Raw genomic sequence first — 18,981 nt, forward strand, 5'->3', positions numbered from 1 at the left:
CCGCCGCTCAGCCTTTCCGCATCGTCAGCCAGATGCCGGTGAAGATCAGCGCGATTCCGGCATAGTGGTAGGAATGCGGGATTTCGCCGAGGAAGACGACCGAGAGCAGGGTGCCGAACACCGGCATCAGGTGGATGAAGAGGCTGGCCTTGTTGGCGCCGACTTCGGCGACGCCGCGGTTGTAGAAGATGTAACCGACGAAGCTCGGGAAGATGCCGACGTAGGCGAGCGAGAGCAGCGAGCCGGTGTGCACGTTGATCGTCCGCCCTTGTGCCATCTCCCACAGGTAGGCGGGAAACAGTGCGGCGAGGCCGACCAGCGTGAAGGCGGCGAGCAGCAGCATCGGGTGCACGCCGGCCGGGCGCCAGGCCAGGCCGACGGTGTAGATGGCCCAGACGGCGACGGCGCCGAGCATCCAGAGGTCACCGATGTTGAGGTTGAGATGGAGCAGCACGCCCAGTTCGCCGCGGGCGACGATGGCCAGCGCGCCGCTCAGCGAAACGACGACGCCGGTCGCCGCCAGCGGCGTCAGGCGCTTGCCGAGGAAGGCCCAGGAAATGGCGATGGTGGCGACCGGGATGAAGGAATTGAGCAGCACCGCGTTGGTCGCCGTCGTCGTCTGCAGGGCCAGGTAGGCGAAGGTGTTGTAGCCGCCGACGCCGAACAGGCCGAGGGCGAGTACCGGCCGCCAGCCTTTCCTGAGCAGCGGCCATTGCGTCTTGAGGTGCGGCAGCGCCAGCGGCAGGACGAGCAGGAAGGCGATCGCCCAACGCCAGAAGGCGAGCGCCAGCGGCGGCACGTCGGCGCGGATGCCGCGGCCGAGCACCATGTTGCCCGACCAGAAGAGTGCGGTCAGGGTCAGCAGCAGGTAGGGATTGGTCAGGAATTTCGGCATGGTCGGCGGGATGCGGCACCGTCGACCACGGGTTCGACGGTGTGGTGGATCAGGGGTAGAGTCCCCGTTCGGCGCGGGCTTCGAGGACCCGGCGGCAGGCGATGATGAAGGCTGCGGTGCGCAAGGGGACCTGTTTTTCCTGGGCAACCTGCCAGATCGCATCGAAGGCGCTGACCATGATGCGCTCCAGCCGGGCGTTGATCTCGTCTTCGGTCCAGAAGAAACTGGAAAAATCCTGCACCCATTCGAAGTAGGAAACGGTAACCCCGCCGGCGTTGGCCAGCACGTCGGGAACGATCAGCACGCCACGGTCGCGCAGGACGTCGTCGGCGGCCGGCGTGGTCGGGCCGTTGGCGCCTTCGACGACGACCCGGGCGCGCACGCGGGCGGCACGTTCGGGGGTGATCTGGCCTTCCAGCGCGGCCGGCACCAGATAGTCGCACTCCAGTTGCCAGAAGTCCTCGATGTCGATCGGCGCGGCGCCCGGGAAACCGGCCAGGCCAGCGTGTTCGGCGGCCCAGGCCTGGGCAGCTGGAATGTCGATGCCGGCTTCGTTGGCCAGTGTCGCCGTGTGGTCGGCGATGGCGATCACCCGGGCGCCGGCGGCGCGGAACAGGCGGGCGGCGATGCCGCCGACGTTGCCGAAGCCCTGGACGACGATGCGCGCGCCTTCCATGGCGATGTGCTGGCGCTTGCCGGCCTCGCGGGCGCAGAAATAGACGCCGCGGCCGGTGGCTTCCTGGCGGCCGAGGCTGCCGCCAAGGGCGACCGGCTTGCCGGTGACGACGCCGGTGGCGGTGCCGCCGCGGTTCATCGAGAAGGTATCCATCATCATCGCCATGATCTTGGCGTTGGTGCCGACGTCGGGCGCCGGGATGTCGCGGTCGGGGCCGATGATGATGCCGATTTCCGAAGTGAAGCGGCGGGTCACGCGTTCCAGCTCGCCACTGCTCAGCGTTGCCGGATCGACCCGGATGCCGCCCTTGGCGCCGCCGAAGGGCAGGCCGATGGCGGCGTTCTTGACGGTCATCCAGCCGGCCAGCGCCATCACCTCGTTGAGCGTCACCGCCGGATGGTAGCGGATGCCGCCCTTGCCGGGGCCGCGCGACAGGTTGTGCTGCACGCGGTAGCCCTCGAAGTGGGCGATCGTTCCGTCGTCGCGTTCGATCGGGATGTCGACGATCAGCGTCCGTTTCGGGTGCTTCAGGGTTTCGACCCAACGTTCGAGCGGGCCGAGGTGGGGGCGCACGCGTTCGATCTGCTCGATGAAGCTGGCCCACGGCTCCGGTGCGGCCGGATCGAGGTAGGAGAGCCCGCCCAGGCTGGCGGGCGGGATGCGCGGTTGGCTCATCGGGAACTCCTTTCAGTGACGGTTCAGGCGGCCTCGCGCCGACGGCGGGCATTCTGCATGAACCAGACCAGCGCCAGCAGGAGCAGCGCCGGGATGAAGATCCATTCCTTGTCCGGACGATCCGGGTGCGGAATCTCGATGCGGGTCAGGTTGAACCCCTGTTCCAGGCCAAGTTTTTCCGCCGGGCTACCGAAGCGCACGGCGGCGACCTGCACCTGGTCGCCCAGCGTCATCACGGTCAGGCCCATGCTGGCCAGCCGTTCGCTGGCCTTGCCCGGGGCGCCGAGCGAGAGCAGCACGCCCTTGGTGACTTCCTGACCTTCGAGGCTGAGACCTTCGACCCAGACGCGCAGCTTGCCGTCCTTCGGCGCCGCTTCGACAAGGCGCGTCAGTTCGGTCGGGGCGGCTTCGTCGAAGGGCGGATAGATCATGTCCATCCAGAAGCCGGGGCGGAACAGGCTGAAGGTGACGAGCAGCAGAAGCAGCGTTTCATGCAGGCGGTTGCGGACCAGAAAGAAACCCTGCGTCGCGGCGGCGAACATCAGGCTGGCCAGCGTCGCGCTGACGACGGTCAGGATCAGGTGGAAGGCATCGGTGATGCCGATCAACAGCAACTGCGTGTTGAAGATGAACATGAAGGGCAGGATCGCCGTCCGCGCGCTGTAGCCGAAGGCGGTGAAGCCGGTCTTGATCGGGTCGCTCTTGGCGATGCCGGCCGCCGCGTAGGAGGCCAGGCCGACCGGCGGCGTGACGTCGGCCATCAGACCGAAGTAGAAGACGAACAGATGGACGGCAATCAGCGGCACGAGCAGGCCGCTTTGCGCGCCGAGTTCGACGATCACCGGCGCCATCAGCGTCGACACGACGATGTAGTTGGCGGTGGTCGGCAGGCCCATGCCGAGGATCAGCGAAATCACGGCGACCAGCACCAGCATCACCATCAGGTTGCCGCCGGAGAGGATTTCCACCAGTTCGGTCATCGCCAGGCCGACGCCGGTCAGCGTCACGGTGCCGACGATGATGCCGGCGGTGGCGGTGGCGATGCCGATGCCGATCATGTTGCGGGCGCCGGTGACCAGGCCGTCGAACAGGTCCTGGAAGCCCTGGCGGGTGGCGGCGGCGAATTGTCCCTGGCCGCGGAAGAAGGCAAACAGCGGGCGTTGCGTGACCAGGATGAACATCAGGAACATGGTGGCCCAGAAGGCGGACAGGGCCGGCGAGAGCTGCTCGACCATCAGGTTCCAGACCAGCGCGGCGACCGGCAGCAGGAAGTGCAGGCCGGACTTCAGCGTCGGCCCGATTTCCGGCAGGAACTCCATCTTCTCGTCCGGCCGATCCATGTGCAGCTCCGGATAGCGGGCGGCAAAGCGGACGATGGCGATGTAGGCGCCGAGCATCAGCACGCTGACGATGGCGAAGGCGGCGTCGCCGGCAAGCGTTTTGATCCAGCCGAAACCCCAGTAGATGACGGCGGACAGGATGACCAGCCCGGATACCGTCATCACGGTGGACACCAGCGCTTTCTGCCAGGGCAGCGGTTCGCGCCTTGGCAGCCCTTCGAGCTTCATCTTCAGCGCTTCCAGATGCACGATGTAGAACAGCGCGATGTAGGAAATGAGCGCCGGGACGATCGCGTGCTTCATCACCTGGGTGTAGGGAATGCCGACGTATTCGACCATCAGGAAGGCGGCGGCGCCCATCACCGGCGGCATGATCTGGCCGTTGACCGACGAGGCGACCTCGACCGATGCCGCCTGGTCGGCGCGATAGCCGACGCTCTTCATCAGCGGGATGGTGAAGGTGCCGGTGGTGACGACGTTGGCGATCGATGAACCGGATATCAGCCCGGTGCTGGCCGAGGCGACCACCGCCGCCTTGGCCGGGCCGCCGCGCATGTGGCCGAGCAGGGCGATCGCCGACTTGATGAAGTAGTTGCCGGCGCCGGCGGTCTCGAGCAGGGCGCCGAAGAGCACGAAAAGGAAGATGAAGCTGGCCGAGACGCCGAGCGCGACGCCGAAGACGCCTTCGGTGGTCAGCCAGATGTGGCTCATCCCCTTGCTCAGTGAGGCACCGCGATGGGCGATGACTTCCGGCATGTAGGGGCCGAGGAAGATGTAGCCGAGGAAGACGATGGCGAGGATGACCATCGGCAGGCCGAGGGCGCGGCGGGCGGCTTCGAGCAGCAGGACGAGGCCGGTGACGGCGACCACCAGGTCGAGCGTGGTCGGCATGCCGGGGCGGCTGGCGAGTTCGCTGTAGAAGAGGAAGAGGTAGGCGGCGCAGAAGGCGGCGACGCCAGCCAGTAACCAGTCGACGGCGGGAATGTAGGCGCGCGGCGAGCGCTTCCACGCCGGATAGGCGGCAAAGGCGAGGAATACGGCAAAGGCCAGGTGAATGGCGCGCGACTGGGTGTCGTTGAGGACGAAGATGCCGAGCGAGAAAGGCAGCGGCGAGGCGATCCATAGCTGGAACAGCGACCAGGCCAGGGCGACGGCAACCAGCAGCTTGGCCGCGATGCCGGTCGGTTTGCGGCCGCCGGTATCGGCTTCGGCAACGATCTGCTTGAGCTGTTCTTCGCTCAGTTCATGGACGGTATTGTTTTTTTCCGGGCTCGTCATGCTGAGGTTCTCCGGGTGTTTCGAGAAAGGCGGCGGACTGCCCCCCGGCAAGCCGCCGCCGAGCCGTCACGCTCCGCCGCTGGCGAAGCGCGACGCGGGGCGCTTACATCCAGCCCTTTTCCTTGTAGTACTTGACCGCGCCGTTGTGCAGCGGGGCCGACAGGCCGTCCTTGATCATCGTCTTCGGGTCGAGGTGGGCGAAAGCCGGATGCAGCTTCTTGAATTCCTCGAAGTTCTCGAACACCGACTTGACCAAGGTATAGACGACATCGTCGGAAACCTTGGCCGAAGAGACGATGCTGGCGACGACGCCGAAGGTGGTGGCGCCGTTCGGGTTGTTGGCGTAGAGGCCGCCCGGGATGGTCGCCTTGGCGTAGTACGGGAAGCTGGTGATCAGCTTGTCGACACCGGGGCCGGTGACATTGACCAGCTGGGCGCCGCAGGTGGTGGTGACGTCCTGAATGTTGGCGGCCGGGTGACCGACGACGAAGGCGAAGCCGTCGATCTTGTTGTCACAGAGGGCGGCGCCGTGCTCGTCCGGCTTCAGTTCGGAGACCAGCGAGAAATCGGCGGTCTTCATGCCGATTGCCGGCAGCAGGACTTCCATCGTCGCGCGCTGGCCGGAGCCGGGGACGCCGATGTTGAAGCGCTTGCCCTTGAAATCCTCGAACTTCTTGACGTTGGCTTCCTTGCGGGCAACGATCGTGAGCGGCTCGGGGTGCAGCGCGAAGACGGCGCGCAGGTCGCCCATCGCGCCGCTGTCCTTGAACTGGGCCAGGCCCTTGACGGCATTGAACTGGACGTCGGATTGCGAGACGCCGAAATCGAGTTCGCCGGCCTTGATGGTGTTCACGTTGTACACCGAGCCGCCGGTGCTTTCGACCGAGCAGCGGATGCCGTGCTTGGCGCGGTCCTTGTTCATCAGGCGGCAGATGGCGCCGCCGGCTGCGTAGTAAACACCGGTCACGCCGCCGGTACCGATGGTGACGAATTTCTGCTGGGCCATGGCCGGGGTGCTGCCGAGGGCGCCGATGACGGCGAGGGCGGAAGCCAGGACGGTGAATTTCTTCATGTTTGCTCCTTACGGGTGACGTGAAAAGGACGATGCAGTGCCGTTCCGGCTTGTGACCTCGGGCAGGCGGCCAAAACGGCGCATACGGTGGTCCACGGTCCCACAGAAACGGTGGGGCGGGGATTGGGGTAAACCCCGATGGTACTCCCCGGGCGGCACCTGGCAAGCCTTGAGCTTGCGCGGTATCCAGCGTCCGTATCTGTCATTCCTGATCGCTCAGACCTATAATCGCGGCCATGGTTTCCGTCGTCCACTCCGTCGCCGCCCACGGCGATTCTGAACAGTCCCTGGCCGTGCTCACGGCCGGCTTGCCGGAAGCCGATGCCCGGCGTCTCCGGGACGCCGTCGATTTCGCCGCCCAGGTTTACGGCAACAGCCTGCTCGGCAGCGGCGAGGGTATCTGGCCGCACGCGTTGGGCATGGCGGTAATCATCGCCGGGCTGCGGCTCGATGCCGATTCGCGCATCGCCGCGCTGCTCTTCGCGGTGCCGGCGCAGGACGAGCACGGTGTCGCCCACATCGAGGAACGCTTCGGCAAGGCGGTCGCCAGCCTGGTCTATGGCATCTTCCGGCTCAACCGTCTGCGGCCGATCGCCAAGGGCTTCGTCGCCGTCGATCTCGAGGCCGGCGAGAGCAACCCGGCGGAAATCCGCGCCCAGGTCGAAGTCCTGCGCAAGATGCTGCTGGCCATGGTCGAGGACATCCGCGTCGTCCTCCTGCGCCTGGCCAGCCGGACGCAGACGCTGCGCCACTACGCGGCCAATTCCGACGACCTGCGCGTGCAGGTGGCGCGCGAGACGCTGGAACTCTATTCGCCGCTCGCCAACCGGCTCGGCGTCTGGGAATTGAAGTGGGAACTGGAGGACCTCTCCTTCCGCTTCATCCACCCGGACATCTACAAGACGATCGCCAGGCAGCTCGACGAGAAACGCAGCGAGCGCGAAGCCTTCATCACCGACGCCGTCGCCCGCGTCCGCGCCGAACTGGCCGAGGCCGGCATCGCCCAGGCGGAAATCTACGGCCGGCCCAAGCACATCTACAGCATCTGGAACAAGATGCGCAAGAAGGGTGTCGGCTTCGCCGAGGTCTATGACGTGCGCGCCCTGCGCATCATTGTCGACGACGTCAAGGATTGCTACACCGCGCTCGGCATCGTGCACAACCTGTGGACGCCGATTTCCAAGGAATTCGACGACTACATCTCGAAGCCCAAGGGCAACAACTATCGCTCGCTGCATACCGCGGTCGAGTGTCCTGACGGGCGCAGCCTGGAAATCCAGATCCGCACCTGGGACATGCACAAGCACGCCGAGCTCGGCGTCGCCGCGCACTGGCGCTACAAGGAAGGCGCCAGGGCGCCGGGCGCCGATGCCTACGACGAGAAGATCGCCTGGCTGCGCCAGCTGCTGACCTGGAAGAACGAGGTCGCCGACAGCTCCGACTGGGTCAATCACTACAAGCAGGCGGCGCTCGACGAGACCATCTACGTGATGACGCCGCAGGGCCGCGTCGTCGACCTGCCGTCGGGGTCGACCGCTGTCGATTTCGCCTACCGCGTCCACACCGATCTTGGCCACCGTTGCCGCGGCGCCAAGGTCAACGGCCAGTTGATCCCGCTCAACACGCCGCTTGAAACCGGGCAGCAGGTCGAAGTGCTGACCGCCAAACTGGGCGGGCCGTCGCGCGACTGGCTCAATCCGGCGCTCGGCTACATCCACACCAAGAGTGCGCGGGTCAAGGTGCGCGCGTGGTTCGCCAACCTGGCGCTGGAAGAGACGCTGGCCGAAGGGCGGGCGCTGGTGGCCAAGGAATTGCAGCGCGCCGGGCAGACCGGTGCCAACCTCGACGAACTGGCGCGTCGCCTGGAATTTGCCAAGGTCGACGACCTCTACATCGCCGCCGCCCGCGGCGAACTCAACCTGCGCCTGTTCCAGGCGGCGGCACGCGGCGAAGCGGCGACCGACACGCAACTGCCGGACGAGGTGCAGACGCGGGCGCCACGCAAGCACAGCGACGGCAATCAGGGCATCCTGATCGTTGGTGTCGACAAGCTATTGACCCAGCTCGCGCGCTGCTGCAAGCCGGCACCGCCCGACGAGATTCACGGTTTCATCACGCGCGGCAAGGGGATTTCCATCCACCGCGCCGATTGCCCGAATTTCGCCAACCTTGCCGCCCTGCATCCGGAGCGGGTGATCGAGACCGACTGGGGCAGCGAGACCACCGGCACCTTCGCCTGTGACATCATCGTCGATGCGCACGACCGCCAGGGCTTGCTGCGCGACATCTCGGAAATCTTCACCCGCGAAAAGCTCAACGTCGTCGGCGTCAATACCCAGTCACGCCAGGGCAACGCGCACATGAGCTTTACCGTCGAAATCGTCAATCTGCGCCAGTTGCAACGAACCCTCGGCCTGATCCACGAGGTCGAAGGCGTTGTCGGCGTCCGTCGTGCCTGAATCCAGGGAGTCCCCGATGAAGGGAAACGTTGCTGCCATCGTCCTGATCTCCGTCGGCGTCGTTGCCCTCGGCGCCAACCTGGACCTCTTTCACGTCAACATCTTCCAGCTGATCGGCACCTGGTGGCCACTGATCCCGATCGGCGTCGGCATCTCCATGCTGTTTTCCCGGGATGGCCGTCAGGATCGCTCCTGAGCGGCCGCGCTCAGCGCAGCAGCAGCGGTGCCGCGGTGTCGAGGTCGGCCTGGCGCAGCATGCCGAGCTTGGCACCGATCACCTTGCCCTGGCGGTCGATGAACAGCGTGTAGGGCAGACCGCCGCGCGCGTTGCCGAGGCCGGACATCAGCGCATGCGCCTGGTCGCGGGCGAGATAGACCGGGTACTGGATCGGGAAGTCGCGGGCGAAGGCCTTGACCGCCGCCGCGTCGTCCTCGATGCCGATGCCGACTACCGCAATCTTGCCGGCGTGTTTCTTGGCGAAGCTGTTGAGTTCGGGAATCTCGGCCCGGCACGGTGGACACCAGCGGGCCCAGAAGTTGACCACGACCGGTTTGCCCCGGTAACGGCTCATCGCTACCGGCCGGTCGTCGGCATTGGCCAGCGTGGCGCCGAAGAAGGGCGCGCTGTCCGGTGCCGGCTGGGCGGCGCTGAGGGAAGAGAGAAGGGCTAGGGCAAGGGTGGCGAGGAGTTTCTTCACGGGGCAGTCGGGGTAAGGGCCAGGGGGCTGAATATTAGCATTCGATGAATGAGCTGTCCGGCGATCTGCGACAATTTGTCGCAGTTTGGCGCGGCGGGGCTGTGCCAGAATCGCCGCCGGTCCTGCCGGGAAGCCCGGCGGCAGGACGCTGCAAAAGGAAACAAGTGAACAGGAAGATACTTCTCGACCTCATCGGCATCCTGCTGATCCTGCTGGTCGTCGTCATCGGTTACAAGCTGTCGCCATTGCTGCTGCCGAAGTCGGACCTGACGGTCGAGCCCGATGCCGCCTGCAAGCTGCAGGAAGCTGACTGTGCGGTGGCCTTGCCCGGCGGCGGCAAGATTTCGCTGAGTATCGGCACGCGGCCGATTCCGCTGGTCAAGGCGTTTCCGGTAACGGTCGAAGCAAGCGGCGCCCGCCGGGTCGAGATCGATTTCGCCGGCGTCGAGATGGACATGGGCTTCAACCGGCCGCAGTTGCAGGAGCTGACGCCGGGGGTGTTTACCGGCGAGGCAAGCTTGCCGGTCTGCGTCACCGGCCGCATGACCTGGCAGGCGACGGTGCTGGTCGATCTGCCCGGTTCGCGGGTGGCCGTTCCCTTTCGTTTCGTGACGGGCTGACATGTCTGAACGCATCCTTGCCGCCATTGCTGCCGCGCTTGCCGCACTGATCCTCGGTCTGCTGCTGTTCTGGCATCCCGATCCGGGCGGCCGCCCGGCGACGCCGCCCAATCCGCTACCGGCCGGCGGCGACTTCAGCTTGCAGGGGGCGGCCGGGCCGGTCGCGCTGCACGATTACGCCGGCCGTCTGGTCATTGTCTATTTCGGCTACACCTTCTGCCCCGACATCTGCCCGACGACGCTCAACGCGCTGGTCGAGGCGAAAGCGCTGCTGACGCCGGAAGAACGGCAGAAACTGGCGGTGCTCTTCGTTTCGCTCGATCCGCAACGCGATACGCCGGCGCACCTGAAGACCTATCTGGAATTCTTCGATCCCGACTTCGCCGGTGTCACCGGCGAAGCGTCGCAAATCGCCGAGATCGCCGCCCGCTACGGCGTGATCTACAAATTGCAGCCGCCGGGCGAGGGCGGCAATTACGCCGTCGATCACTCGGCGGAAACCTTCCTCGTCGGCCCCGACGGCCGGTTGCGCGCGCGCCTGGCGCATGGCACGCCGCCGGCACAGATGGCCGCGCTGATCCGTCAATACCTGAACTGAAACAAGGAGTCCTGCCATGAAACGCCTGTCGCTGCTGATTGCCGCCCTCGGCCTGTCGAGTGCTGTCCTCGCCGGCAGTGCCGACGACGTCAGCGTCGTCGATCCCTACATCCGCCTGGCGCCGCCCAACGCGACCGCCACCGGCGCCTTCATGGTGCTGAAGAATTCCGGCAAGACGGAGGCCCGTCTGGTCAAGGCAGCGAACCCGGCATCGCAGCTGACTGAACTGCACACCCACATCAACGACAACGGCGTGATGCGCATGCGCCAGGTGGCCGAGATCGCCATTCCGGCCGGCGGCGAGACGGCGCTCAAGCCGGGCGGCCTGCACGTGATGCTGATCAACATGCAGGCGCCGCTCAGCGAGGGGCAGGTTGTGCCGCTGACGCTCGGTTTTGCCGACGGCAGCAGCAAGTCGGTCGAGGTCAGGGTGACGCGGGCGATGCCGGCGACGATGCCGATGAATCACGCGCATCACTGAGCGGCGGCGGGTCGGCTGCCGCCCCGCCGGCGTCGAAGGTCGACCAGCCGCGGCAAGCCGCTGGCGGCAGGTCGTCCGGTCGCTGGCTGTGCAGCCAGGCCTTGGCCAGGAATTGGGCGGTCAGCGGCGCGGTCAGGAAGAGGAAGAGCGAGATCAGCAGTTCGTGGATCGACAAGGTACCGTTGCCGGCCAGGAAATAGACCATCGAGGCGACCAGCGCGCCGCCGACGCCGAGCGTCGTTGCTTTGGTCGGCGCGTGCAGCCGGCTCATTAGGTCGGGTAGCCGGACCAGCCCCCAGGAACCAACCAGGGCGAAGCTGGCGCCGATGATGATGAGCGCCGAGACGAGCAATTCGTTGAACAGTGCCATGCGTTTTCCTATTCGATGATGTTGCCGCGCAGGATGAACTTGCAGTAGGCGACGGTGGACACGAAACCGAACATGGCGAGCAGCAGGGCTGCTTCGAAGTACATCGTGCTGCCGGTCTGGATGCCGTAGACGATGATCAGCGCGATGACATTGATCACCATGGTATCGACTGCCAGCACGCGGTCGGTCGGGGTGGGGCCGACGAACAGCCGCCACAGGTTGAAGAGCAGGCCGAGGCTGATCGCCACGTAGGCGTAGTAGATGGCGTATTCGATCACGGGAAGATCTCCAGCAGCCGGGATTCGTAACGTTCCTTCATGTCGCGCACGGTGGCTTCGGGGTCCGGCGCGTCGAGACAATGGACGAGCAGCGACCTGCCGTCGGCCGACAGGTCGCAGCTGACGGTGCCCGGGGTCATCGTGATGGTGCCGGCGAGGACGGCGATGCCTTCCGGACTGGTCAGGGCCAGCGGCACGCAGACCCAGCGCGTGTGCAGGCTGGCGAGCGGCCGGAAGAGGATGATCCTGGCCACCTGCAGGTTGGCGACGATGATGTCCCAGACTACCAGCAACACGTAGCTGAAGATCTTGCCGTAGTTGCGGATACCCGGCCGATCCGGCCAGAAACTGCCGGTCAGGCGCGGAATGGCGATGCCGAGGACGAGGCCGACCAGCAGGCCACCGACCGAGACGCCGTTGATCAGCAGCAGCCAGAGCAGCGTCAGCGTCAGGCTGAGCAGCGGATGGGGAAACCAGCGACGGAGCAGGGTCGGCCGTGGCGCGGATGCATGAGCCATCAGAGCAGTCCTCCGGGCAGAACAGTGTTGCCGAGTACGGCTTCGATATAACGGTGGGGGGCGAAAACCTGTTGCGCCGTCGCCTCGAGATAGGCGGTCAGCGGGCCGGCGAACAAGGTCAGCGCGACATTGCCGGCGAGCAGCAGGCCGATGGCGACCAGGGCCAGCACATTGCCGCTGGCCGGGGCGGGGAAGCTGCCCGGCTGCGCCGTGCTTTTCCAGAACAGCGTGCTGCCTGCGCGACCGAAGCCGATGATGGCGAGCAGCGAGGTGCCGAGGATCAAGGTCCAGATTGTCGCCGCCAGTGCGCTGGCGCGGGCGGCGTCGAGGATCAGCAGCTTGCCGACGAAGCCGGACAGCGGCGGCATGCCGGTGGCGGCGATGGCGGCGACGAAGAAGGCGGTGGCGAGCAGGCTCTGCTGGGCAAAGCGCGGGGCTGGCGCCAACTGGTCGTCAAGGCCGGGGCGGCGGCGGGCGATCAGATCGGCGATCAGGAACAGCACGGCGCCGGCCAGCGTCGAGTGCAGCAGGTAGTAGAGCGCGGCTGCCAGCGCAGCCGGGGTGAACAGCGCGATGCCGGTGAGCAGCATGCCCATCGAGCCGATCACCGCAAAGCTGGCAAGCTGGCCAAGACGACGGGCGGCGAGGACGCCGAGCATGCCCAGCGTCAAGGTGACGAGGGCCGCCGGCAGCAGCCAGGGCGCGGCCAGCCAGGCGGCGGCGCCGGCCTCTTCGCCGAAGGCCAGCACGTAGAGGCGGATCACGCAGTAGGCGCCGACCTTGGTCATGATCGCGAACAGCGCGGCGACCGGTGCCGGCGCGTTGGCGTAGGTGCCGGGCAGCCAGAAATGCACCGGCACCAGCGCCGCCTTGATGCAGAAGACGAGCAGCAGGAGCAGGGCGCCGGCCTGCAGCAGCGCCTGGTCGGCGGCGACAACCTGCGGCACCTTGAGTGCCAGGTCGGCCATGTTCAAGGTGCCGGCGACCGAGTAGATCATGCCGACGGCGATCAGGAACAGCGTCGAACCGACCAGGTTGATCACCACGTACTGGACGCCGGCCCTGACCCGGGCCGGGCCGCCGCCGTGCACCATCAGCCCGTAGGAGGCGATCAGCAGCACCTCGAAGAAGACGAAGAGGTTGAAGAAGTCGCCGGTCAGGAAGGCGCCGTTGATGCCCATCAACTGGAACTGGTAGAGGGCGTGGAAATGGCGGCCGTCGCGGTCGCCGCCGTCGATGGCGAAGAACAGCACGGCCAGTGCGAGGAGCGCGCTGAGGACGAGCATCAGCACCGACAGCCGGTCAGCGACGAGGACGATGCCGAAGGGGGCAACCCAGTTGCCGAGCGCGTAGGTCAGGATCTGTCCGTCGCCGACCATGCTGCCCAGCGCCAGGGCGATGCCGAGCAGGGCGACGGTCGAGGCGAGCGAGAAGACGCGGGCGAGGACGATGTCGTGGCGGGCGCTCATCAGCAGGATTGGCGCCATGATCGCCGGCAGCAGGATGGGGGCGATGATCCAGTGGTTCATGCGGCGTCCTCCGCCTTGCCGTCGACATGGTCGCTGCCGTTCTCGAAGAAGCTGCGCAAGGCCATGACGACGATCACCGCGGTCATGCCGAAGGAGATGACGATGGCGGTGAGGACCAGCGCCTGCGGCAAGGGGTCGGTGTAGCCGGCGGCACTTGCCGAGATCACCGGCGGCAGGTTGAGCACCAGACGGCCGGTGGCGAACAGGAACAGGTTGGTGGCGTAGGAGAGCAGCGCCAGGCCGAGGACGACCGGCCAGCTGCGGGCGCGCAGCACGAGATAGACGCCGGCGGCGGTGAGCAGGCCGATGGCTGAGGAAAGCAGGAATTCCATGTCAGTGTTCCTCGGCGCGGGCGTTTGCCGGTAGCGGTTCCATCGGTCCCTCCTGCGGCGGCGGCGCGTCGGCCAGGTTGCCGATGCGCGACAGGTTGGCCAGTGCCAGCATCACCGCGCCGATGACGGTGAGGAAGACGCCGGTGTCGAAAGCCATTGCCGATGCCAGTTCGAATTCGCCGACCAGCGGCAGGTGGAAATGGCCGAAGGCGCTGGTCAGGAAGGGGTGTTCGGCGAGCCAGGCGACGACGCCGGTGGCGGCGGCGGTCAGGACGCCGACGCCGATCAGCGCGTGGTAATCAACCTTCATCCGCTGCGCCGCCCAGCCGTGGCCGCTGGCCATGTACTGCATGATCAGCGCGATGGCGACGACCAGGCCGGCGATGAAGCCGCCGCCCGGCACGTTGTGCCCGCGCAGGAAGATGAAGGCGCCGACCAGCAAGGCGAGCGGCAGCATGACGCGGGTGGCGACCACCAGCAGCAGCGGGTGACGGTCGGCGGCCCGTGCCTGGTCGGGCGCCCAGGCTGCCAGCTTGCGGCCGACCGCGCCGCGGGTGGCGCCGTCGAGCAAGGCATAGATGGTCAGCGCGGCGATGCCCAGCACGATGATCTCGCCGAAGGTGTCGAAACCGCGGAAATCGACCAGGATCACGTTGACCACGTTGGTGCCGCCGCCGCCGGGAACCGATTCTTCCAGGTAGTAGCCGGACAGCGTCGCCGCGTCGCGCGTCGTCATCGCCCAGGCGGCACCGCCGACGCCGATGCCGGCCAGCGCGGCGAGCAGTCCGTCACGCAGGCGGCGGCCGCCGGAACTTTCGCGCGGCGTCTCCTTGGGCAGGAAATTGAGCGCCAGCAGCATAAGGATGACGGTGACGACCTCGACCGAGATCTGCGTCAGCGCCAGGTCCGGCGCCGAGAGATAGACGAAGGCAAGCGAGACGACCATGCCGATGACGCCGACCACGACCAGCGACAGCAGGCGCCGCCGGTGCAGCGCGAGCAGCGCGCCGGTGGCGCCGAGCAGCAACAGCCAGGCGACGATGGCCACCGGCGTCGCCGGCAGCAGGGGGCGCGCGCCCGGCGCATGGCTGGCCATGGCGAAGGCGGTGAAGCCGACGACGACGGCGCTGCCGATGGCAAAGGCCAGGTGGCGTTGCAGCGAGCCGTTGTGCAGGCGATGCGTCAGCGTCTGGGCGAGGCCGACGGCGGCGCCGACGCTGGCATCGAAGATGGCTTTGGCTTCCGGATGCGGGCCGCTCGCCCACAGGCGGCGCAGCTTGGCGTAGGCGGCGAGCAGGAGCAGACCGCTGGCGACGGCGATCGCGCTCATGCCGAGCGCTGGCGTCAGGCCGTGCCAGATCGCCAGGTGGTAGTCGGGCAGTGGGCCGCCGATCACCGCGCCGGCAACGGTGGCGACCAGCGGGCCGGCAACGGTCGCCGGAAAGAGGCCGATCAGGACGACCAGGACGACCAGCAGCGCCGGCGGGCCCCACATGCCGAAGGGCGGGTCGTGCGGATGCCGCGGTGTTTCGCCGGCTGGCCGGCCGAAGTAAACATGGACGATGTAGCGGAAGGAATACGCCACCGAGAAGGTTGCCGCCAGCGTTGCCAGCAGCGGCACCAGCCAGGGCTGGCCGAGCCAGGCGGTGTGCGCCGCCTGTTCGAGCATCATTTCCTTGGACAGGAAACCGTTCAACAGCGGCAGGCCGGCCATCGACGCGGCGGCGATGGTGGCCAGGGTGCCGGCGATCGGCATCAGCGTCATCAGCCCGCCGAGTTGGCGGATGTCGCGGGTGCCGGTTTCGTGGTCGACGATGCCGGCGTTCATGAACAGCGCCGCCTTGAAGGTGGCGTGGTTGAGGATGTGGAAGACGGCGGCGACGGCGGCGAGCGGCGAGCCGAGGCCGAGCAGGAAGGTGACCAGGCCGAGGTGGCTGACCGTCGAGTAGGCGAGCAGACCCTTCAGGTCATCCTTGAACAGCGCGATCCAGGCGCCGATCAGCATGGTGACGAGGCCGGTGCTGGCGACCAGGTAGAACCATTCGTCAGTGCCGGCGAGCACCGGCCACAGCCGCGCCATCAGGAAGAGGCCGGCCTTGACCATGGTTGCCGAGTGCAGGTAGGCGGAGACCGGCGTCGGTGCCGCCATCGCGTGCGGCAGCCAGAAATGGAAGGGGAACTGGGCGCTCTTGGTGAAGCAGCCGGTGAGGATCAGCAGCAGCGCCGGCAGGTAGAGTGGCGAGGCCTGGATCGCCTCCTTGTGCTGCAGGATCGTCGATAGATCGTAGGAGCCGGCGATGTTGCCGAGGATCAGCATGCCGGCGATCATCGCCAGGCCGCCGGCGCCGGTGACGGTGAGCGCCATGCGGGCGCCCTGGCGGCCGGCCGGCAGGTGTTTCCAGTAACCGATGAGGAGGAAGGACGAGAGGCTGGTCAGTTCCCAGAAGATCACCAGCAGCAGGATGTTGTCGGACAGCACGACGCCGACCATGGCGCCCTGGAAGAGCAGCAGGTAGCTGTAGAAGCTGCCCATGGGATCTTCCTTGCTCAGGTAGAAACGGGCGTAAACGATGATCAGCAGGCCGATGCCGAGGATCAGGCCGGCGAAGAAGAAGCCCAGGCCGTCGAGAAAGAAATTGACGTTGAGCCCGAGTTGCGGGATCCATTCCCAGCGCGCCTGCAGCACCTCGCCGCGCAACACCGCCGGGGCGTGCGTCAACAGCAGCAGGAAGGCGAGCAGGCTGGTGGCCAGGGTGCCGGTGGTGCAGGCGTTGCGGCCGGCGCGGATGAGCAGCGCCGGCAGGGCGGCGCCGAGAAAGGGGAGGATGACGATCAGCGCCAGGCTCATGGGCTCTCTTTCCGGATGTCACGGTGAACAAATGCTGCGGTGGCAGTGCGGGAGACCACGATCAAGCTGTGGAGCGGCCAGTATAAGGGTCGCTTTGCGGATTCACCAAGGCGGGGCTGGACAATGAAACTTCGGTTTTTCCGGAACGACTGTCCGGGTCCGTCCGGTTTCAGGCGCGGACCGGGTGCTTGGCGAGCTTGCGTTGCAGGGTGCGGCGATGCATTTTCAAGGCGCGGGCGGTGGCCGAGACGTTGCCGTCGTTTTCCTTGAGCACGCGCTGAATGTGTTCCCATTCCAGGCGGTCGACCGACAGCGGCTCGTCCGGCGTGCTGTCGCTGGCGGACAGTTCGGCGTCGTCGAAGGCGCTGAGAATGGCCTCGATCTCGACCGGCTTGGCGAGGTACTGGGTGGCGCCGCGCTTGATCGCCTCGACCGCGGTGGCAATGCTGCCGTAGCCCGTGAGGACGACGATGCGCGCCTGCGGATTGATGTCCAGCAGTTGCGGGATCAATGACAGCCCGGAAACGCCGGCCAGGTTGAGGTCGAGGACGATGCGCGAGGGCTGGTGCTGCTGCGCCAGTTGCAGGGCTTCCTCGCTGCTGTGGGCACCGACCGCGGACTGCTGGCGGCGGCCCAGGGTGCGGATCAGGATCGCGTTGAAGGTCGGGTCGTCGTCGATGATCAGGATCGGTGCAGTCATTTCTTCTCGATGGGTAGCAGGATGCGGGCAAGGGCGCCGCCGTCGGCGGGGTTGCTCAATTGCAGTTCGCCGCCGAGCTGGCCGAGTGCCGAGCTGGTGAGTAGCAGGCCAACACCGAAGCCGCCGGCGTGCTCCGGGAGTTTCTGGCGGCCGCAGAGGCGCAGTACCTCGTCCGGGAAACCGGGCCCGCGGTCGCGGATTTCGATTTCGATGCGCTGCCGGTTCCAGGTCAGGCGGATGTCCACCGGCGCCGGGCTGGCGTTGGCGGCGTTGTTGAGCAGGTTGAGCAGCGCCTGTTCGAGGCGCGGGTCGATCGCCAGGCGCGGTGCCGCATCCTGGTTGAGCACTTGCAGGCGGCAGCTGGCCGTCGGGCGTAGCGCCTGCCACTGACAGCGCAGTTCGTCGAGCCATTGGTCGACCGGCTGCGCGTGGCTGGCTTCCAGGCGCTCGGCGCCGGCCCGCCGCGACAGGCCGGTGATGATGGATTTGCAGGCGGCGACCTGCTGGCGCAGCAGGCCGAGGTCGTCACGGGCGTCGGCCGGCAGGCGTTCGTCGCCGGCCAGTTCGCCGAGGATCAGCGCCATCGTCGCCAGCGGCGTGCCCAGTTCGTGGGCGGCGCCGGCGGCCAGCGTGCCCATCGCCGTCACCCGTTCGTCGCGCAGCGCCTGCTCGCGCGCGGTGGCGAGTTCGGCGTCGCGCTGGCGGATCAGCCGGGTCATGCGCAGGATGATCCAGGCGATCAGCAGCGCCGAGACGGTGAAGGTCAGCCACATGCCGATCAGGTGCAATTGCGTCGCCCGTGCCGCGTCGGCGATCGGCAGCGGCAGGTAGTAGAGCATCAGCAGCGAGTAGGCGGCAACTGCGCTGGCGCCGACCAGGAATACCAGCCGTTGCGGCAAACCCAGTGCGGCGATGGCGACCGGCGGCAGCAGCAGCGAGACCAGCGGATTGGTGGCGCCGCCGCTGAAGAACATCAGTGCACTCAGGGCGACGATGTCGATCAGCAGCTGACTGCACAGTTCGCTGGCGCTGGCGGCCTGGCTGCGCGCCGCGTACCACTGGCCGAAGCCGTTGAGCAGAGCGACCACGAGCAGGATCGCGAACATCACCAGGCGCGGCAGTTCGATGCCGATCAAGGGCGGGGCGACCACCACCAGCAGCGCCATCGCCACCAGCATCGCCCAGCGCAGGGCGAACAGTCGGCGCAGGTTGAGCAGGTACTCCCTGCTGTCGGCGGTGGGGGCGATCAGTGGCATGCGCGGATTATCGGCGATTTACCCGGCGCGGTGCGTGCCCGGCCGCTGCGGCGGATTGTCGCAGCCTGCGGCATGCCGGCAGCCTGACCGGGGCGGCAAAGCCTGCTTATAATGGGAAAATTATCAGAGAAGCAAAATATCGAAATGGCTTTTGGATTGCGCGACAACTTTTTGCTCGCCCTCTTCTACGCGCTGACCGGCTGGCTGGCGCTGCAGATTGCCGTACCGCCGGGTTGAACGAAGCCGCTACGCGGAGAGTAAACCCACCGCCCACCGCTGATTTATCCTGCATAACGCCTCCGTCATGGTGATGGCGGCGATTTTGCAATACTTCGCGAGGATAGACCAGCATGACCAC

18 protein-coding genes are annotated in these 18,981 nt (G+C 66.7%); 5 read left to right on the forward strand and 13 right to left on the reverse strand.

Annotated elements, in window-relative coordinates; genetic code table 11:
• Window positions 1–7 precede the first annotated feature (7 nt).
• From ACE3OV_RS15365 to ACE3OV_RS15380, 4 genes are all read right to left on the reverse strand, one after another.
• Entirely contained in the window at window positions 8–895 is an 888-nt protein-coding gene (locus tag ACE3OV_RS15365) for a DMT family transporter (protein WP_374328338.1), read from the reverse strand.
• A 49-nt stretch (window positions 896–944) separates the two neighbouring features.
• Complete coding sequence (locus ACE3OV_RS15370) at window positions 945–2,246, reverse strand: Glu/Leu/Phe/Val dehydrogenase (protein ID WP_374328339.1); 1,302 nt, start codon at window positions 2,244–2,246, stop codon at window positions 945–947.
• A 23-nt stretch (window positions 2,247–2,269) separates the two neighbouring features.
• The gene (locus ACE3OV_RS15375) at window positions 2,270–4,864 is read right to left on the reverse strand and encodes a TRAP transporter permease (RefSeq protein ID WP_374328340.1); all 2,595 of its coding nucleotides are present in this window, start codon (window positions 4,862–4,864) and stop codon (window positions 2,270–2,272) included.
• Between the two features lie 103 nt (window positions 4,865–4,967).
• Window positions 4,968–5,936 carry a TAXI family TRAP transporter solute-binding subunit gene (locus ACE3OV_RS15380; protein WP_374328341.1) on the reverse strand — a complete coding sequence of 323 codons (969 nt, stop codon included), beginning with the start codon at window positions 5,934–5,936 and terminating at the stop codon, window positions 4,968–4,970.
• A 236-nt stretch (window positions 5,937–6,172) separates the two neighbouring features.
• On the opposite strand from ACE3OV_RS15380, the gene ACE3OV_RS15385 reads away from it, so the two are divergent.
• On the forward strand, window positions 6,173–8,395 hold the full coding sequence (locus tag ACE3OV_RS15385) for a bifunctional (p)ppGpp synthetase/guanosine-3',5'-bis(diphosphate) 3'-pyrophosphohydrolase (RefSeq protein ID WP_374328342.1): 2,223 nt from the start codon (window positions 6,173–6,175) through the stop codon (window positions 8,393–8,395).
• A 16-nt stretch (window positions 8,396–8,411) separates the two neighbouring features.
• Window positions 8,412–8,591 (forward strand): LiaI-LiaF-like domain-containing protein, encoded by a 180-nt coding sequence (locus ACE3OV_RS15390; protein ID WP_374328343.1) that lies wholly within the window; start codon window positions 8,412–8,414, stop codon window positions 8,589–8,591.
• Window positions 8,592–8,601: 10 nt separating this feature from the next.
• Here ACE3OV_RS15390 and ACE3OV_RS15395 read toward each other — a convergent pair whose 3' ends face one another.
• Window positions 8,602–9,093 (reverse strand): TlpA family protein disulfide reductase, encoded by a 492-nt coding sequence (locus ACE3OV_RS15395; protein ID WP_374328344.1) that lies wholly within the window; start codon window positions 9,091–9,093, stop codon window positions 8,602–8,604.
• 164 nt (window positions 9,094–9,257) lie between these two features.
• On the opposite strand from ACE3OV_RS15395, the gene ACE3OV_RS15400 reads away from it, so the two are divergent.
• The 3 genes from ACE3OV_RS15400 to ACE3OV_RS15410 are packed head-to-tail and all read left to right on the forward strand — an operon-like array spanning window position 9,258 to window position 10,792.
• The gene (locus ACE3OV_RS15400) at window positions 9,258–9,713 is read left to right on the forward strand and encodes a hypothetical protein (RefSeq protein ID WP_374328345.1); all 456 of its coding nucleotides are present in this window, start codon (window positions 9,258–9,260) and stop codon (window positions 9,711–9,713) included.
• 1 nt (window position 9,714) lies between these two features.
• Window positions 9,715–10,311, forward strand: a complete 597-nt coding sequence (locus ACE3OV_RS15405; protein WP_374328346.1) for an SCO family protein — start codon at window positions 9,715–9,717, stop codon at window positions 10,309–10,311.
• Between the two features lie 16 nt (window positions 10,312–10,327).
• Window positions 10,328–10,792 (forward strand): copper chaperone PCu(A)C, encoded by a 465-nt coding sequence (locus tag ACE3OV_RS15410; RefSeq protein ID WP_374328347.1) that lies wholly within the window; start codon window positions 10,328–10,330, stop codon window positions 10,790–10,792.
• Here the strand turns inward: ACE3OV_RS15410 and ACE3OV_RS15415 are convergent.
• The 8 genes from ACE3OV_RS15415 to ACE3OV_RS15450 all read right to left on the reverse strand — a co-directional run bounded on the left by ACE3OV_RS15415 (window position 10,737) and on the right by ACE3OV_RS15450 (window position 18,623).
• Window positions 10,737–11,162, reverse strand: coding sequence for a Na+/H+ antiporter subunit G (locus tag ACE3OV_RS15415; protein WP_374328348.1), 426 nt, complete (start codon window positions 11,160–11,162; stop codon window positions 10,737–10,739). The two genes, ACE3OV_RS15410 and ACE3OV_RS15415, sit on opposite strands and share 56 nt — an antisense overlap.
• Before the next feature lie 8 nt (window positions 11,163–11,170).
• Complete coding sequence (locus ACE3OV_RS15420) at window positions 11,171–11,440, reverse strand: K+/H+ antiporter subunit F (RefSeq protein WP_374328349.1); 270 nt, start codon at window positions 11,438–11,440, stop codon at window positions 11,171–11,173.
• Window positions 11,437–11,958: a Na+/H+ antiporter subunit E gene (locus ACE3OV_RS15425; RefSeq protein WP_374328350.1), complete on the reverse strand. Its 522-nt coding sequence runs from the start codon at window positions 11,956–11,958 to the stop codon at window positions 11,437–11,439. The genes ACE3OV_RS15420 and ACE3OV_RS15425 overlap by 4 nt, the downstream gene beginning before the upstream one ends.
• A complete protein-coding gene (locus tag ACE3OV_RS15430; RefSeq protein ID WP_374328351.1) occupies window positions 11,958–13,487 on the reverse strand; it encodes a monovalent cation/H+ antiporter subunit D in 1,530 nt (509 codons plus the stop codon). Before ACE3OV_RS15430 ends, ACE3OV_RS15425 begins: the two co-directional genes overlap by 1 nt.
• Window positions 13,484–13,819 (reverse strand): Na+/H+ antiporter subunit C, encoded by a 336-nt coding sequence (locus tag ACE3OV_RS15435; protein ID WP_374328353.1) that lies wholly within the window; start codon window positions 13,817–13,819, stop codon window positions 13,484–13,486. The genes ACE3OV_RS15430 and ACE3OV_RS15435 overlap by 4 nt, the downstream gene beginning before the upstream one ends.
• Window position 13,820: 1 nt before the next feature.
• Window positions 13,821–16,667, reverse strand: coding sequence for a monovalent cation/H+ antiporter subunit A (locus ACE3OV_RS15440; protein WP_374328355.1), 2,847 nt, complete (start codon window positions 16,665–16,667; stop codon window positions 13,821–13,823).
• Between the two features lie 169 nt (window positions 16,668–16,836).
• The gene (locus ACE3OV_RS15445) at window positions 16,837–17,367 is read right to left on the reverse strand and encodes a response regulator transcription factor (RefSeq protein ID WP_374328356.1); all 531 of its coding nucleotides are present in this window, start codon (window positions 17,365–17,367) and stop codon (window positions 16,837–16,839) included.
• A complete protein-coding gene (locus ACE3OV_RS15450; RefSeq protein ID WP_374328357.1) occupies window positions 17,364–18,623 on the reverse strand; it encodes an ATP-binding protein in 1,260 nt (419 codons plus the stop codon). The genes ACE3OV_RS15445 and ACE3OV_RS15450 overlap by 4 nt, the downstream gene beginning before the upstream one ends.
• Between the last annotated feature and the right edge of the window lie 358 nt (window positions 18,624–18,981).

The organism is Azonexus sp. (genome assembly GCF_041909095.1).
Taxonomy (GTDB): Bacteria; Pseudomonadota; Gammaproteobacteria; order Burkholderiales; family Rhodocyclaceae; genus Azonexus.

Excerpts from the sequence above, each read along its gene's own strand:
- ACE3OV_RS15365 (WP_374328338.1), bottom strand. The coding sequence starts at position 895 with ATGCCGAAATTCCTGACCAATCCCTACCTGCTGCTGACCCTGACCGCA.
- ACE3OV_RS15450 (WP_374328357.1), bottom strand. The coding sequence starts at position 18,623 with ATGCCACTGATCGCCCCCACCGCCGACAGCAGGGAGTACCTGCTCAAC.
- ACE3OV_RS15410 (WP_374328347.1), top strand. The coding sequence starts at position 10,328 with ATGAAACGCCTGTCGCTGCTGATTGCCGCCCTCGGCCTGTCGAGTGCT.
- ACE3OV_RS15415 (WP_374328348.1), bottom strand. The coding sequence starts at position 11,162 with ATGGCACTGTTCAACGAATTGCTCGTCTCGGCGCTCATCATCATCGGC.
- ACE3OV_RS15370 (WP_374328339.1), bottom strand. The coding sequence starts at position 2,246 with ATGAGCCAACCGCGCATCCCGCCCGCCAGCCTGGGCGGGCTCTCCTAC.
- ACE3OV_RS15425 (WP_374328350.1), bottom strand. The coding sequence starts at position 11,958 with ATGGCTCATGCATCCGCGCCACGGCCGACCCTGCTCCGTCGCTGGTTT.
- ACE3OV_RS15380 (WP_374328341.1), bottom strand. The coding sequence starts at position 5,936 with ATGAAGAAATTCACCGTCCTGGCTTCCGCCCTCGCCGTCATCGGCGCC.
- ACE3OV_RS15445 (WP_374328356.1), bottom strand. The coding sequence starts at position 17,367 with ATGACTGCACCGATCCTGATCATCGACGACGACCCGACCTTCAACGCG.
- ACE3OV_RS15375 (WP_374328340.1), bottom strand. The coding sequence starts at position 4,864 with ATGACGAGCCCGGAAAAAAACAATACCGTCCATGAACTGAGCGAAGAA.
- ACE3OV_RS15405 (WP_374328346.1), top strand. The coding sequence starts at position 9,715 with ATGTCTGAACGCATCCTTGCCGCCATTGCTGCCGCGCTTGCCGCACTG.
- ACE3OV_RS15385 (WP_374328342.1), top strand. The coding sequence starts at position 6,173 with ATGGTTTCCGTCGTCCACTCCGTCGCCGCCCACGGCGATTCTGAACAG.
- ACE3OV_RS15440 (WP_374328355.1), bottom strand. The coding sequence starts at position 16,667 with ATGAGCCTGGCGCTGATCGTCATCCTCCCCTTTCTCGGCGCCGCCCTG.
- ACE3OV_RS15430 (WP_374328351.1), bottom strand. The coding sequence starts at position 13,487 with ATGAACCACTGGATCATCGCCCCCATCCTGCTGCCGGCGATCATGGCG.
- ACE3OV_RS15390 (WP_374328343.1), top strand. The coding sequence starts at position 8,412 with ATGAAGGGAAACGTTGCTGCCATCGTCCTGATCTCCGTCGGCGTCGTT.
- ACE3OV_RS15435 (WP_374328353.1), bottom strand. The coding sequence starts at position 13,819 with ATGGAATTCCTGCTTTCCTCAGCCATCGGCCTGCTCACCGCCGCCGGC.